Source organism: Pseudomonas fontis (assembly GCF_028656955.1).
Classification (GTDB): Bacteria; Pseudomonadota; Gammaproteobacteria; order Pseudomonadales; family Pseudomonadaceae; genus Aquipseudomonas; species Aquipseudomonas fontis.
This window is the reverse complement of the sequence record NZ_JAMDGY010000086.1, coordinates 1-13,271: the sequence shown is the minus strand read 5'-3', so window position 1 is coordinate 13,271 and position 13,271 is coordinate 1. Positions and strand designations below refer to the sequence as shown.

Sequence of the window (13,271 nt, the reverse complement as noted above, 5' to 3'; positions counted from 1 at the left end):
TGCGCGGCCGGTGTCCCTTTTTGCGTTCTCGTGCGCCTTAGCCTGAAACCAGATAACTGGCCATCGCCCAACGCATCGACGAGGACCACCATGCTGCCCCGCTCCCCCCGCGTATTTTCCGCCAGCCTCCTGGCCAGTGCCATCACCGCCACCCTGCTGCCCAGCGCCGTCGTGCATGCCGAGCCGGTGGCCAGCGTGCAGCGCAGTGCCTACGCCATCCCAGCGGGTTCACTGACCAGCGTGCTGGGTGCCTTTGCCGCCAACGCCGGGGTCAACCTGTCGTATGACGCACCGCTGACCCAGGGCAAGACCAGCCCGGGGCTGCAAGGGCAATACGGCGTGCTCGACGGGCTGAGCCGCATCCTGGCCGGCAGCGGCCTGCAGGCAGTCACCCAGGCCGATGGCAGTTTCTCGCTGCGCCCGCTGCCCAAGGACAGCACCGCCCTGGAGCTGGGCGCCACCACCGTGGACGGCACGCGCCTGCTGGCCGCCGAAAGCACCGACAGCTACACCGTGCGCAGCGTCTCCATCGGCAAGGGTCAGCACAGCCTGCGCGAAACACCGCAGTCGGTCACCGTGATGACCCGCAAGATGATGGATGAGCAGAACCTCAACACCCTCGAACAGGTGATGGAGAAAACCCCTGGCATCACCGTGCACGACTCGCCCATGGGCGGTAAGTACTTCTATTCCCGCGGCTTCATGATCGCCGGCCAGTACCAGTACGACGGTGTGCCACTGGACGTCGGCGGCAACTATGTACAGGCCAACAGTTTTGCCAGTGACATGGCCTACTACGACCGCGTCGAGATCCTGCGCGGTGCCGCCGGCATGCTCAAGGGCGCCGGCAGCTCCGCAGGCGGGGTCAACTTCATCCGCAAGCGCGGGCAGGACAAGGCCAAGACCAGCGTGACGCTGTCCGCCGGCACCTGGGACAACTACCGCGCCCAGGTCGATACCGGCGGCCCGCTGAACGAAAGCGGCACGGTGCGTGGTCGCGCCGTGGTGGCCCAGCAGGACCGCAAGTACTTCTACGACATTGGCGAACGCGAAGACCAGGTGGTCTATGGCGCCCTGGACATCGACCTGAACAGCGACACTACCCTGGGCTTGGGCGTGGCCTACGAGAAGCTCGATGCCAAGCCCTGCTGGCAGGGCCTACCGCGCTACAGCGATGGCAGCGACCTGAAGGTTTCGCGCTCGACCTGCCTGGGCGCCTCGTGGAACCACTGGGACAGCGAGCGCACCAGCCTGTTTGCCGACCTCAGCCACCGGATCAACGAGGACTGGGCGCTGAAAGTCGCCTCGATGTACACCCACAACGACCAGAACATGCAGTACGCCATGGCCGAGGGCAATGTCCCGGTCGGCAGCACCCAGGGGGCCAGCCGGGTCTATTCCGGGCTGTTCGATTACGACCAGGACGACTACGGCTTCGACGCCAACCTGGACGGACACTTCCGTGCCTGGGGCCTGGAGCATGAAATCATCGTCGGCGCCAACGCCAGCCGCTCGAAAAGCAGCGACCGTTACGAGCTGATCAACCTGACCAGCCTCTACGGCGTCACCCAGAACCCGTTCAACCCCAACCCGCATCTGCCCAAGCCAGGCGATGATGTGTATGCCAGCCAGTCCTACCGGGGCGGCCCGCTGCCGGTGGAGAACGACACCCGCCAGTTCGGCAGCTACGCCACCTTGCGCCTGAAGCTGGCCGAGCCGTTGACCGCCGTGCTCGGCGGGCGCGTCAGTTGGTACCGTAACAGCAACGACGCCTACACCCAGGCCTGGGACTACTGGCAGCGCAACCGCAGCCAGGAAAACGGCCAGGTCACGCCGTTCGCCGCGCTGATCTATGACCTCGACGAAACCTGGTCGGTGTACGCCAGCTACGCCGATATCTTCCAGCCACAGAGCACCTACACCAAGGTCGATGGCAGCGCCCTGCAACCCAAGACCGGCGCCAGCTACGAGCTGGGGGTCAAGGCCGAATGGTATGAAGGCCGCCTCAACGGTGCGTTCAACCTGTTCCGCAACACCGAAGAACACCGTGCCGAAGCGGACTACGACACCGTTTGCGGTGGCTCCTCCGACGGCTTCTGCTACAGCGACAGCGGCAAGGTACGCGCCCAGGGCTTCGAAGCTGAGCTCAGCGGCGAATTGTTCGAACGCCTGCAGGTGCTCGCCGGGTACACCTACACCCAGATCGAATACCTCAAGCGTATTGACGAGACCCGCCAGGACGCCACGTTCAGCGCCAGCTATGCACCCAAGCACCTGCTGCGCGCCTGGGCCGACTACGACCTGGACGGCGCCCTGCAACGCTGGAGTGTCGGCGCCGGGGTCACCGCGCAGAGCCAGAACCATTATCAGGACCGTGGCACCAAGGTGGTCCAGCCCGGCTATGCCCTGTGGAGCGCACGGGTGGCCTACAAGCTGGATGACAACTGGAGCCTGGCGCTCAACGGCAACAACCTGTTCGACAAGCACTACTACAGCAGCATCGGGGCGGTGAACTGGGGCAACTTCTACGGCGAACCGCGCAACCTGATGGTCACCCTCAAAGGCGACTTCTGATCGGGGCGACGGCAGCTGAAGGCACATAGCGCACAAATACCGCGCGATTGCCTTCAGCCCCGTCGACAGCTGCTGCACAATGGCAGGCTTGCTCCTACCTGCCTTGGATAGCCCATGATCTCCGCTCGGGAAGCCCCCGCTCAAACAGCCGCCTTCGACATTCGCCCGCTTTTGGTGGCCAACATGGCCTGCACCATGGCGATGATGGCCTTTATTTCACTGATTGGCCCGATCGCCCGCACCCTCGGCCTTGCTGCCTGGCAAGCCGGCGCGGCGGTCACGGTTGCCGGCGTGGTGTGGATGTTGCTGGCCCGCCCCTGGGGTCGGGCCAGTGACCGCTTCGGTCGACGTCGGGTGCTGTTGCTGGGCACCGCCGGCTTCACCGTGGCGTATTGGGCACTGTGCGTTTTTATCGACGGCGCCCTGCGCTTTTTGCCTTCGGCATCACTGGCCTTTGCCGGGTTGATTCTCGGACGCGGATTGATCGGGGTGTTCTACGCGGCGCTGCCGGTCGGTAGCTCGGCACTGATTGCCGACAACGTCGAACCGCAACACCGGGCCAAGGCCCTGGCGACCCTGGGCGCGGCCAATGCCATCGGCCTGGTGCTGGGCCCGGCGCTGTCCGCCCTGCTCGCCCGCCACAGCCTGAGCTTGCCGTTGTACGCAATGGCAGTGCTGCCAATGCTGGCAGCGCTGCTCCTGTACTTCAAATTGCACCGCCAGGAACTGCACCTCAAGCAGCCACCGCGCCCGGTGCGCCTGACTGACCCGCGCCTGCGCCGGCCACTGGTGGTGGCCTTCGTGGCCATGGTCTGTGTGTCGGTGGCACAGATCACCGTGGGCTTCTTTGCCTTGGACCGCCTTGGCCTGGCGCCAGCCGAAGCGGCCCAGGCGGCGGGCATCGCCCTGACCATGGTGGGTGTGGCGCTGATCTGTTCGCAGATCCTGGTACGCAAGCTGGAATGGCCGCCGATGCGCATGATCCGTGTCGGCGGCAGCATTGCCGCGCTGGGCTTTGCCTGTGGTGCATGGGTCGACAGCGCCCCGCTGCTGTGGGCGTGCTACTTCATTTCAGCCGCTGGCATGGGCTGGATTTTCCCGGCTTTCTCGGCCTTGGCGGCCAACGCCATGGAGGCCTCTGAACAGGGCTCCACCGCAGGCTCCATTGGCGCTGTGCAGGGGCTTGGCGTGGTGATCGGGCCGCTTGCCGGCACCTTGATCTATGCCTTCGACCCACGGCTGCCGTACCTGGTGGCTGCCGTTCTGCTAAGTCTGGTGGCGTTCTGGCCAAGCGGTGCACGGCAGTAGGCGGCATCCCCTGCGGAATGTGCTTTAATGCGTCGCCCATTATTTTTGACACTTAAGGCGGCTATGGACACGGGGACACGACTCAAACTGGTGCGTGAACGCAACAAGCTCTCCCAACGGGAACTGGCCCGACGCAGCGGCCTGACCAACTCGACGATTTCGCAGATCGAACAGAATCGCGTCAGCCCGTCGGTCAGCTCGCTGAAAAAACTGCTGGAAGGCATTCCGATGACACTGGCGGAATTCTTCAGCTTCGACGAGCCACCGCGCCAGGAACGTTTCGTGTTTCGAGCCGTAGAGCAACCTGACCTGGGCAGTGGTGGCTTGCGCCTGCTGCTGGTCGGGGCGAGTGTCGAGGGGCGGCAGATGCGCATGCTGCGCGAGCTGTACGCGCCAGGGGCCGACTCGGGCGAAGAGCCGATCGTGCACACCGAGGGTGAAGAGTGTGGCCTGGTGACCCGTGGCACCATCGAGTTGCGGGTGGATGGCCAGGTGAGCATCCTGAACTCCGGTGACGGCTATTACTTCCCCACCACCCTGCCGCACAGCTTCAAGAATATCGGCCAGGATGAAGCCGAGATCATCAGCGCGAACACGCCTGCCAACTTCTGATTGGCAATGAGCCATCGCTGGCAAGGCCAGCCCCCACAGGTATTTTCGGTGCTGCCGATCTCTGTGGGAGCTGGCCTTGCCGGCGATGCCTTTACATCCCAGCCACGCCCCCTCCCCCGACAAAACCGACGAACCCCTTCTATCCCGGGCCTTGTAGGACAATCCAACTGCTTCCGAAGAAATTTGTAGTGCCATCAAAAAATCACTACAAAACCTATTGACGCCATTCATCGCCCCTTGCATGATGAGGCCGTCTCCCTGATCGGGAGCGCTGGCAAAGGGTGTTCCAGGCGCTTGAGTGGTATTCAGGTAGCCCGTGGAGAGGGACTGTCCAAAAGGCAGAGTGAAGAAAGCCCCTGTTGCGACGCTGCTGTAGCAGCCTTGGTAGTGCGCTACACGATGTAGCGCCAGATGTGAAATCACCAACTAACTGGTAACTGGGGGCTTTAATGATGAACTTGAACAACCAACCGACCATCAACGAATTGGCTCAACTGTTCGCCGCGCGCAAGGACAGCCTCGACAGCCACATTCTCTGGGTCTGCACATCGGGCGAAGTCCATATCGACACGCTGGCGCCGTTCACGGCCGAAGAAGAATTCGAACAGCGCACGCCGAACATGCGTGCCCGCCTGAAGATGTACCGCCGTGGCCATGGCTATGTCGGCAAGAAGGCCGCCGCTGACACCGCTTTCGTCGGCCAGGTGCTGCAAACCCTGCAAGCGCAGTGGCCAGACCTGCGCAACGAGTCGGGCGTGAAGGTCATCGACCGCCTCAGCTGAGTCGCCAACATCTTTGAAGCCCAGCCCGAAAAGGCTGGGCTTTTTTCATTTCGCGATAGTAGGTTCAGGCCCGGCGCAGTACCTGGGTTGGCTCCAGCGGCAAGGCGCCGATGGCCAGGGCCCTTGCCCGATCAACGCCCCAGACCAGCGAACGGCTCATGGTTTCGCCTGGGCGCGACGGGTAATACTCCTCGATCAACGCCTTGCCATGGCGTGCGTACAAACCGAGAAACAGCTGGGTCGCACCGGTGCGCGAAAGGCGTACCTGCACGTCGATACTGGTGCCGTCGCAGAGTTGCTCATCGTGACAGCGGCTGTGCAGTTGAGAGTCTGCCCAGTTCCAGTAAGTCTCTTCCCTGATGCGCATTGCGTTACTCCTGTGATGCACTGATGAATTGCCAACCCAGTAAGGCATAGATCGGCCACACCCTCCAGCCGGGTGCGACCAGATGTTGAGCCGGGTCAACAAAGCGGCATAAAACGGCACTATCGCCCTGCCATTGGTCAGCTGAAGCGCGGCGTTCTCAGGGTTTTCTGCGCAAATGGCTTGGGCAGGAAGCGGCCGGGCTTGTTGCCCACCAACGCCTTGTATTCGAGTGTCTGCGCGGCATCCTCGAAGGTCATGTGGGTCTGCCCCAGGCAGAATGTCGACTGACCGCAGCTCAACTCGCTGTTGATGGGAAATTCGTCGCCATCGATCTCGAAGTCGGTGTCCTTCATGTACTGCTCCCCTCTGCAAACGATCGATACCGGCCATCAAACGATTACCTGGAAAATATCGACCTCAATGCTTCACAGACTAGCCGGGCATTTGAAGACTGCCCGGTCACAAAAGCAAAAGCCCGACCAATGGCCGGGCTTTCAGAGGGGGATGCAGCGGGTTACTTGAGCTTGACGGCGGTGCCTGTCGCAAACACCACGACCATGCCGCCACGGGCCGACGGCATGCTGATTTCAAAATCCAGCCCGACGATGGCATCGGCTTGCAAGCTGCGGGCGCGCGCCTTGATCTCATCCGTAGCCTGCATACGCGCCTGTTTCAGGGCGCTTTCCAGGGTTTGCGAACGGCCGCCGAAAAAGTCACGAAAGCTGGCGAAGATATCGCGCACGACGTTCACGCCCTGCACCGATTCGCCACCGACGATGTCCAGGTAAGCGACAATTTCACGGCCCTCGACGGTGCCTGTAGTGGTGGTGATCATCGCGTTCTCCTGCGCAAAGAGCGCGATGTTACCTCAAGCCAGCGCCGCAAGCAGGCGTTGGCGTATGCGCGGGCCGAACACGTTGATCAGCAGCCCGAGCATCACCAGCAGCCCACCCCAGCATTGCACTGCGCTAAGCCGCTCATCGAGCAGCAGCGCCGACGAACTCAGGCCCACCACCGGCACCAACAACGAGAACGGCGCGACTTTACCGGCCGGGTAGCGCGACAGCAGCCTGCTCCACAGGCTGTAGCCCAGCATGGTGGCAACGAACGCCAGGTAGATCAGCGACAGGATCGAGTTGAGGCTGATGTTGCGCAGCGACGATTCAATCAGTGCCGGCCCTTCGAGAAACCAGGACAGCGCAAAGAAGGGCAAAGGCGGAATCAACCCACCCCAGATCACCAGCGCGACCAGGTCGATATTGCCGAAGCGCCGGGTGATGATGTTGCCCATCGCCCAGCAGGCGGCGGCGCACAGGGTGAGCAACAACGCGAAGAACGGCACGTGGCTGCCGTTTTCACTGCCAATCAACGCCAAGCCGCCAGCGGCGACCGCCAGGCCGATCAGGCTGGCAGCGCGCAGGCGCTCACCCAGGAACATCGCAGCGAAGAACAGGGTGAAGAACGCCTGGGACTGCAACACCAGCGAGGCCAGGCCCGGCGGCATGCCATTGCCCATGGCTTGGAAGAGAAAGGCGAACTGGCCAAGGGAAATCGTCCCGCCATAGGCGATCAGCCAACGCCACGGCAGGTTGGGCCGTTTGACCAGCAACACGGCGGGGAACGCCACCAGGGCAAAACGCAGGGCGCCGAGCAACATCGGCGGCAAGCCATCGAGGCCCACCTTGATCACCACGAAGTTAAGGCCCCAGACGATGATCACCACCAGCGCCAGTAGCAGGTCCTTGATCGGCATTATGCAGTCTCACAATTTGTAATATTCCGAAATAGCATAACCCTGCAAGGCCTTGGTGTGGGGATTGGCTACGACCTGGGGTTGTAGATAGGCGGCGCCCCTATCGCGGGACTAGCCCGCTCCCACAGATATTTCACCTGCCCCTGTGGGAGCGGGCTAGTCCCGCGATGGGGCCCTCAAATCAGGCAAAGCATTCCTTATCCAGCGCCATGCTCGCCACCCGACACACCGGCCCCTGCATCAGCACATCAAAGGTGTCGCTCAAGGTGATCTCAATCGTTCCGCCCGGCATATGCACCGCCACGTCCCTCTCTACCAACCCCAGACGCCTTGCCACTGCTGCCGCTGCACAACTGCTGGTACCGGAAGACAAGGTGTAACCTACTCCCCGCTCCCAGATCTGCACCAGCAGATTGCTGCGGTCGAGCACCCGGACAAACTGCACGTTGGTGCGCTTGGGGAACTGCGCAAGCCGCTCAATCTGCGGCCCCAGCACCCGCGCCAATGCCTCGCTTGGCTGCTCGACAAACACCACGCAATGCGGATTGCCCATCGACACCGGGTGCAGTTCCAGCGCCTGCCCCTCCAGGGTAACCGCGAAAGGCTCTGGCACATTGAACTGCGCCTGGCCCATCTCGATGGATACCCGAGCCCCCTTCTCCAGCACCTGGCAGGTCACCTCCCCTCCTGCCGTGTGCACCTTGAACGGCTGCTCCGTCACATGCCCTTGGTCCCACAAGTGGCGCGCCAGGATGCGCAGCCCATTGCCGCTCTTTTCCGCTTGCGAGCCATCGACGTTGTAGATCGTCACCGCCAGATGCTCGGGATCGAAGGAAGGCACCAGGATGCCATCCGCCCCCAAACCCTGATGACGCTCGCACACCCGGGTGATCTGCGCCGCATTGAGTTCAAACGGGCTCTGGCTGCTGTACACCAGGTAATCATTGCCAGCGGCGTGATATTTGATGAAATGCATGGGTTACGTCTCCCTTCGATTTCACTGCATTGTGCGCACAAGCCCGCCCATCTGAACACCCATCAGGCTTCACTTGACCGCAGTTGTATATACATGATCACATCAGCGCCATGGCAACCCAAGCCATGCCCGATCACTTCGCGACAAAAACAACACAGGCGGAGATCCAGAGCAATGACCCAGGCCAGCGTGCAGCGCAGCAAGCCTTTGATCGAGCGCCGCTCGATCGACTACATCCCGGAAAACGAACGCCACGGACGGCTCTACAGCCAATTCACCCTTTGGCTCGGTGCCAATCTGCAGATTACGGCGATTGTCACCGGTGCCCTTGCCGTGGTGCTCGGCGGCGATGTGTTCTGGTCGCTGATCGGCTTGTTGCTCGGACAACTGATCGGCGGTGCCGTCATGGCCCTGCATGCCGCCCAGGGTCCGAAACTGGGCCTGCCGCAAATGATTTCCAGCCGGGTGCAGTTCGGCGTCTATGGTGCGGCGATCCCGATTGCGCTGGTGTGCCTGATGTACCTGGGTTTCACCGCAACCGGCACGGTGCTGTCCGGCCAGGCCATCGGCCAGTTGCTGTCGGTGAGCGACAGCGCCGGCATCCTGATCTTCGCCGCCGTGATCGTCCTGGCGACGCTGTTCGGCTACCGGGTCATCCACTACATCGGGCGCATTGCCAGCGTGCTGGGCATCATTGCCTTCGTCTACCTGTTCGCTCGCTTGATGGTGATCAGCGACATCAGCGTACTGCTGGAGAACCGCCACTTCAGCTGGGCATCGTTCCTGCTCGCAGTATCGCTGTCGGCATCCTGGCAGATCTCGTTCGGCCCCTATGTGGCGGACTACTCGCGCTACCTGCCAAGCAACACCTCGTCGGTGAAGACCTTTCTTGCCGCAGGGCTGGGTTCAGTGGTGGGGGCACAGGCATCGATGGTGCTCGGCGTGTTCGCCGCCGCGATTGCCAACGGCCAGTTCGCCGGCCGTGAAGTGGCCTACATTGTCGGCCTGGGCAGCACTGGCGGGATTGCCGCGTTGCTGTACTTCAGCATCGCCTTCGGCAAGGTGACCATCTCGACGCTCAACAGCTACGGCAGCTTCATGTGCATCGCCACCATCATCAGCGGCTTTCGTGGCCACATGAACGTCACCCGCACCCAACGCTTGTGCTTTGTGCTGGCCATTGTCGGCACCTCGACCCTGATCGCCTTGCTCGGTCAGCATTCGTTCCTGATGGCGTTCAAGTCGTTCATCCTGTTCCTGCTGACCTTCTTCGTGCCCTGGAGCGCGGTCAACCTGGTGGACTACTACTTCATTACCAAGGAGCGCTACGACGTCCCGGCCCTCTCCGATCCGAATGGCCGCTACGGCCGCTGGAACATGCCGGGGATCATCGTCTACACCGTTGGTGTGCTGGTACAGATGCCGTTCATCTCGACCAAGCTCTATACCGGGCCGATGGTCGAACACCTGGGTGGCGTGGACATTTCCTGGATCATCGGGTTGATCGTGCCTAGCGTGCTGTACTACGTGGTTGCCCGTGGCAAGGCAGCACATGCACCGGCACAGATGGTATTGCCAGGTAACAGCGAACCCGCGCCAGCCAAATAGGTTCGCCGCTGACAACCCTGCACCTTGGGTTGCGCCACCGGGCGGTCGCGCAACTCAAGGCGGTTTATTACATGTGCTTGTGGTCGTGCATGTCGTGGCTTTCGCCCGAGGTGGTCAGCGCCTTGACCGGCGCATTGACCTCGATGTTCTCACGCTTGCCCTGGGCATCTTCGACGATCAGGGTCAGCGGCACGTGTTCGCCTTCCTTCACCTGCTTGACCAGGCCCATCAGCATCACGTGGTAACCGTTCGGATCGAGCGACACGGTCTTGCCTGCTGGCAACGCGACGGCATCGACCGGGCCCATGTGCATCACTTCGCCCTTCATCACCATTTCGTGCACTTGCACGTCCTTGGCGACGTTCGAGGCAACGCCGACCAGCTTGCTGTCGGTGCTGGCGGTGAGCTTCATGAACGCACCGGTGGACGGCTGGCCCGGCACGGTTGCCCGTACCCAGGCGTCATCGACGCTGGTCTGGGCCAAGGCTGGCAGGCTCAGGCCGAGCAAGGCCAGGGCAGCCAGGCCGCGCTTGAACGAAGTGGCGTTAACGAGGGTGGAACGCATCAGCAAACCTCCATGACGGTGAGTAGGTCTTCTACGCACTCTTTTGCGGTCAGGGAATGGGAAAGCCCCAGGCGCAGTACGCCACGGGAATCGAAGACGAAACTGGTCGAGCTGTGGGAGACGGTGTAGCTGTCACCCATCGGCACTTTCTCGTAGAACACGCCGAACTCTTTCGCAGTGGCCGCGGTTTCCTTGAGGGTGCCGGACAAGGCCACGAACGAAGGGTCGAACGCCTTGACGTAGGCATCGAGCATTTTCGGCTCGTCGCGCTCAGGGTCCAGGCTGATGAAGATGACCTGAAGGAAGTCCTTGTCGCGACCCATCAGCTTCTTGATCTGCGCGGCGCGCGCCAAGGTGGTCGGGCAGACCGCCGGGCATTGGGTGAAGCCGAAGAACACCATCGGCATCGAACCCTGGAAACTCGACAGGTTGTACTGGTCGCCATTGACGTCGCGAAGGCGGAAGGTACGGCCGAGGATCTCGTTGCTCATGTCCTTGCCGTACTTGAAGTTCAACTTGCTGGAGCTGTCGCAGCCTGCCAAAGCACCAAGGCTCAGCACGCTGAGCCCGGCGATAACCTGGCGCCGGGTCAGTAAATCAGTCATGTAACCATCCTTTTGGGAAGGTGTCAGGCTCGAGGGTCGGGCCTTTCATACGAACGTTTTTCAGCACGCGCGGATTTTGTCACGATCAGGGACGAGGGTTCCAGCAACCATCGCCCAGCGGGTGCGGCTTGATGTCGCAGGAAGTTTCAAGGCCCGCCGCAAGGCAACGCCACCTGCCCACCCGGCGTAAGGCAACCGGGTGAGCAGGACGCTGCGCCGTCAGGACTGCCAGTTGGCCGCGATCACCACCTCAAGTGCCGCGCGCTGCGAGGCCGACAGGGAAGTCTGCCCGGCAGGCGGTGGCGCGAACGCGGCCATCGCGTCCACCAGGTTTTGTACCTGGCTATCGAGCAAGACACTGCCGCTCTGCGTCTTGAACTGCTCGACGTGGTTGGCTGCGCCCAGGTACCAGTCCTTGAGGGTGAGCTTGTCGCTGGTGCCGATGACACTCACTTCAAGGTTCTGCGTCCCTGCAACCGCCTTGAACCAGAGCTGGTCGCGGTTGATGCCCTCCATGAACTGGACGAGGTCGCTGTTGCCAGGGGTGGCGTCGTTTTCTACCAGGGTATCGTTGCCATAGCCCCGGCCGAACAGGTAGGTGTCGTTGCCACCGCCCCCGGCCAACACATCCGCACCAGCACCGCCATCGAGCGTGTCGTTGCCCGCATCGCCAACCAGGGTATTGGCAGCACTGTTGCCCTTGAGCAGATTGTCCAGTGCATTGCCGGTGCCATTGAGGGCGGTGCTGCCCAGCAAAGTGAGGTTCTCCAGGTGGTTACCCAGTACCAGGGTGACACTCGATTCCACCGTATCAATGCCCTCGCCCGGGTTTTCAACGATCACGTCCGTGGTTCTGTCGACCACGTAGGTATCGTTGCCCTGACCACCCTGCAGGGTATCTACCCCCGCCTTGCCATCAAGGCGATCATTACCCAGGCCACCCACCAGGCTATTGTTGCCGGCATTGCCGGTGAGTACGTTGTCCAGCTCGTTACCCGTGCCATTGATCGCCGAACTACCAGTCAACAGCAGATGTTCGAAGTGGGCCTTCAGGGTATGGGTAAGGCTGCTTTCAACGGTGTCGATACCCTCGTCGAGGTTTTCGCTGAGGCTGTCGCCGGCATTGTCGATAACGTAGGTGTCGTTGCCGGCGCCTCCGACCAGGGTGTCAGCGCCTGTACCGCCGTCCAGGCGGTCATCCCCGGCACCACCTTCGAGCCGGTCGATGCCGCTACCTGCGGTGACCCGATCATTGCCATCGCCCCCGCTCATGAACTGGTTAAAGCCTGCAGTAACGCCCACCATGACATCATCTCCGGTGGTTCCCGTTTGCTGCAGTACCTTGGCGCTCAGTTGCGCACTGGTCCAGAGGGTGCCGTCGGCGAACTCGATGCGTTCGAGTTGGTAGCGGTCGCTGGTGTCGTAAAACCAGTTCAGCAGGGTGACGCGATCCTGGCCGTTGGCGTGGCTGAGGACCAGGCTGGTGCCGGCACGGCTGGCGGTAATATCCACCGCAGCAATGCCAGCGCCAAACGTCAGCACATCGGTGCCCGAGCCATAGCCGTTGTCATCACTGATGACATCATCGCCATCGCCCAGGTTGAACAGGTAGCGGTCCGAGCCTTGCCCGCCGTTGAGGCGGTCATTACCACGCCCACCCTCCAGGCGATCATTGCCGTTGCCAGCGGTCAGCGTGTCGTTGCCGCCATTGCCATTGAGTGTCTGGCTGAACGCCGCCGTCAGCCCGCTGATCACGTCGTCGCCTTCACTGCCATTTTGGGTGAGGAATGGCGCCGTAAGCTGGCCGCTGGTCCACAGCGTACCGTCGGCAAACTCGATGCGCTCAAGCTGATAGCGGTTGCTGGTGTCGTAGAACCAGTTGAGCAAGGTGACGCGGTCCTGGCCGTTGGCGTGGCTCAGGATCAGGCTGGTGCCGGCACGGCTGGCGGTAATGTCCGCCGCAGCAATGCCAGCGCCGAACGTCAGCACATCGGTGCCCGAGCCATAGCCATTGTCATCACTGATGACATCATCGCCATCGCCCAGGTTGAACACGTAGCGGTCCGAACCTTGCCCGCCGTTGAGGCGGTCATTACCACGTCCACCCTCCAGGCGATCATT

The 13,271-nt window shown here is 62.0% G+C and carries 13 protein-coding genes; 5 read left to right on the top strand and 8 right to left on the bottom strand.

Annotated elements, in window-relative coordinates; translation table 11 throughout:
- Positions 1-90 precede the first annotated feature (90 nt).
- The 4 genes from M5G11_RS22635 to M5G11_RS22620 all read left to right on the top strand — a co-directional run bounded on the left by M5G11_RS22635 (position 91) and on the right by M5G11_RS22620 (position 5,276).
- The gene (locus M5G11_RS22635) at positions 91-2,574 is read left to right on the top strand and encodes a TonB-dependent siderophore receptor (protein ID WP_273910327.1); all 2,484 of its coding nucleotides are present in this window, start codon (positions 91-93) and stop codon (positions 2,572-2,574) included.
- A 114-nt stretch (positions 2,575-2,688) separates the two neighbouring features.
- Positions 2,689-3,882, top strand: a complete 1,194-nt coding sequence (locus M5G11_RS22630) for an MFS transporter (RefSeq protein WP_273910325.1) — start codon at positions 2,689-2,691, stop codon at positions 3,880-3,882.
- A 63-nt stretch (positions 3,883-3,945) separates the two neighbouring features.
- Complete coding sequence (locus M5G11_RS22625) at positions 3,946-4,494, top strand: cupin domain-containing protein (RefSeq protein WP_273910323.1); 549 nt, start codon at positions 3,946-3,948, stop codon at positions 4,492-4,494.
- Between the two features lie 452 nt (positions 4,495-4,946).
- Complete coding sequence (locus M5G11_RS22620) at positions 4,947-5,276, top strand: hypothetical protein (RefSeq protein ID WP_337994603.1); 330 nt, start codon at positions 4,947-4,949, stop codon at positions 5,274-5,276.
- Between the two features lie 64 nt (positions 5,277-5,340).
- On the opposite strand, the gene M5G11_RS22615 is transcribed toward M5G11_RS22620, so the two are convergent.
- The 5 genes from M5G11_RS22615 to dapF all read right to left on the bottom strand — a co-directional run bounded on the left by M5G11_RS22615 (position 5,341) and on the right by dapF (position 8,372).
- Positions 5,341-5,643, bottom strand: coding sequence for a hypothetical protein (locus M5G11_RS22615; protein WP_273910319.1), 303 nt, complete (start codon positions 5,641-5,643; stop codon positions 5,341-5,343).
- 137 nt (positions 5,644-5,780) lie between these two features.
- Positions 5,781-5,996 carry a hypothetical protein gene (locus tag M5G11_RS22610; RefSeq protein ID WP_273910316.1) on the bottom strand — a complete coding sequence of 72 codons (216 nt, stop codon included), beginning with the start codon at positions 5,994-5,996 and terminating at the stop codon, positions 5,781-5,783.
- Positions 5,997-6,157: 161 nt separating this feature from the next.
- Entirely contained in the window at positions 6,158-6,478 is a 321-nt protein-coding gene (locus M5G11_RS22605; RefSeq protein WP_273910315.1) for a YbjQ family protein, read from the bottom strand.
- 33 nt (positions 6,479-6,511) lie between these two features.
- Entirely contained in the window at positions 6,512-7,396 is an 885-nt protein-coding gene (locus M5G11_RS22600; RefSeq protein ID WP_273910313.1) for an EamA family transporter, read from the bottom strand.
- A gap of 181 nt (positions 7,397-7,577) precedes the next feature.
- Positions 7,578-8,372 carry a diaminopimelate epimerase gene (gene dapF / locus M5G11_RS22595; protein WP_273910311.1) on the bottom strand — a complete coding sequence of 265 codons (795 nt, stop codon included), beginning with the start codon at positions 8,370-8,372 and terminating at the stop codon, positions 7,578-7,580.
- 174 nt (positions 8,373-8,546) lie between these two features.
- On the opposite strand from dapF, the gene M5G11_RS22590 reads away from it, so the two are divergent.
- Complete coding sequence (locus M5G11_RS22590; protein WP_273910310.1) at positions 8,547-9,980, top strand: purine-cytosine permease family protein; 1,434 nt, start codon at positions 8,547-8,549, stop codon at positions 9,978-9,980.
- 67 nt (positions 9,981-10,047) lie between these two features.
- On the opposite strand, the gene M5G11_RS22585 is transcribed toward M5G11_RS22590, so the two are convergent.
- The 3 genes from M5G11_RS22585 to M5G11_RS22575 form a co-directional block, all read right to left on the bottom strand.
- The gene (locus M5G11_RS22585; RefSeq protein WP_273910308.1) at positions 10,048-10,545 is read right to left on the bottom strand and encodes a copper chaperone PCu(A)C; all 498 of its coding nucleotides are present in this window, start codon (positions 10,543-10,545) and stop codon (positions 10,048-10,050) included.
- Positions 10,545-11,150: an SCO family protein gene (locus tag M5G11_RS22580; protein ID WP_273910306.1), complete on the bottom strand. Its 606-nt coding sequence runs from the start codon at positions 11,148-11,150 to the stop codon at positions 10,545-10,547. Before M5G11_RS22580 ends, M5G11_RS22585 begins: the two co-directional genes overlap by 1 nt.
- 219 nt (positions 11,151-11,369) lie before the next feature.
- Positions 11,370-13,271 (bottom strand): calcium-binding protein (locus M5G11_RS22575; protein WP_273925375.1); only part of this gene is annotated, 1,902 nt, incomplete at its 5' end.

What these genes read in the sequence shown, in the direction of transcription:
- M5G11_RS22635 (WP_273910327.1), top strand. Translation starts at nt 91, where the DNA reads ATGCTGCCCCGCTCCCCCCGCGTATTTTCCGCCAGCCTCCTGGCCAGT.
- M5G11_RS22630 (WP_273910325.1), top strand. Translation starts at nt 2,689, where the DNA reads ATGATCTCCGCTCGGGAAGCCCCCGCTCAAACAGCCGCCTTCGACATT.
- M5G11_RS22625 (WP_273910323.1), top strand. Translation starts at nt 3,946, where the DNA reads ATGGACACGGGGACACGACTCAAACTGGTGCGTGAACGCAACAAGCTC.
- M5G11_RS22620 (WP_337994603.1), top strand. Translation starts at nt 4,947, where the DNA reads ATGAACTTGAACAACCAACCGACCATCAACGAATTGGCTCAACTGTTC.
- M5G11_RS22615 (WP_273910319.1), bottom strand. Translation starts at nt 5,643, where the DNA reads ATGCGCATCAGGGAAGAGACTTACTGGAACTGGGCAGACTCTCAACTG.
- M5G11_RS22610 (WP_273910316.1), bottom strand. Translation starts at nt 5,996, where the DNA reads ATGAAGGACACCGACTTCGAGATCGATGGCGACGAATTTCCCATCAAC.
- M5G11_RS22605 (WP_273910315.1), bottom strand. Translation starts at nt 6,478, where the DNA reads ATGATCACCACCACTACAGGCACCGTCGAGGGCCGTGAAATTGTCGCT.
- M5G11_RS22600 (WP_273910313.1), bottom strand. Translation starts at nt 7,396, where the DNA reads ATGCCGATCAAGGACCTGCTACTGGCGCTGGTGGTGATCATCGTCTGG.
- dapF (WP_273910311.1), bottom strand. Translation starts at nt 8,372, where the DNA reads ATGCATTTCATCAAATATCACGCCGCTGGCAATGATTACCTGGTGTAC.
- M5G11_RS22590 (WP_273910310.1), top strand. Translation starts at nt 8,547, where the DNA reads ATGACCCAGGCCAGCGTGCAGCGCAGCAAGCCTTTGATCGAGCGCCGC.
- M5G11_RS22585 (WP_273910308.1), bottom strand. Translation starts at nt 10,545, where the DNA reads ATGCGTTCCACCCTCGTTAACGCCACTTCGTTCAAGCGCGGCCTGGCT.
- M5G11_RS22580 (WP_273910306.1), bottom strand. Translation starts at nt 11,150, where the DNA reads ATGACTGATTTACTGACCCGGCGCCAGGTTATCGCCGGGCTCAGCGTG.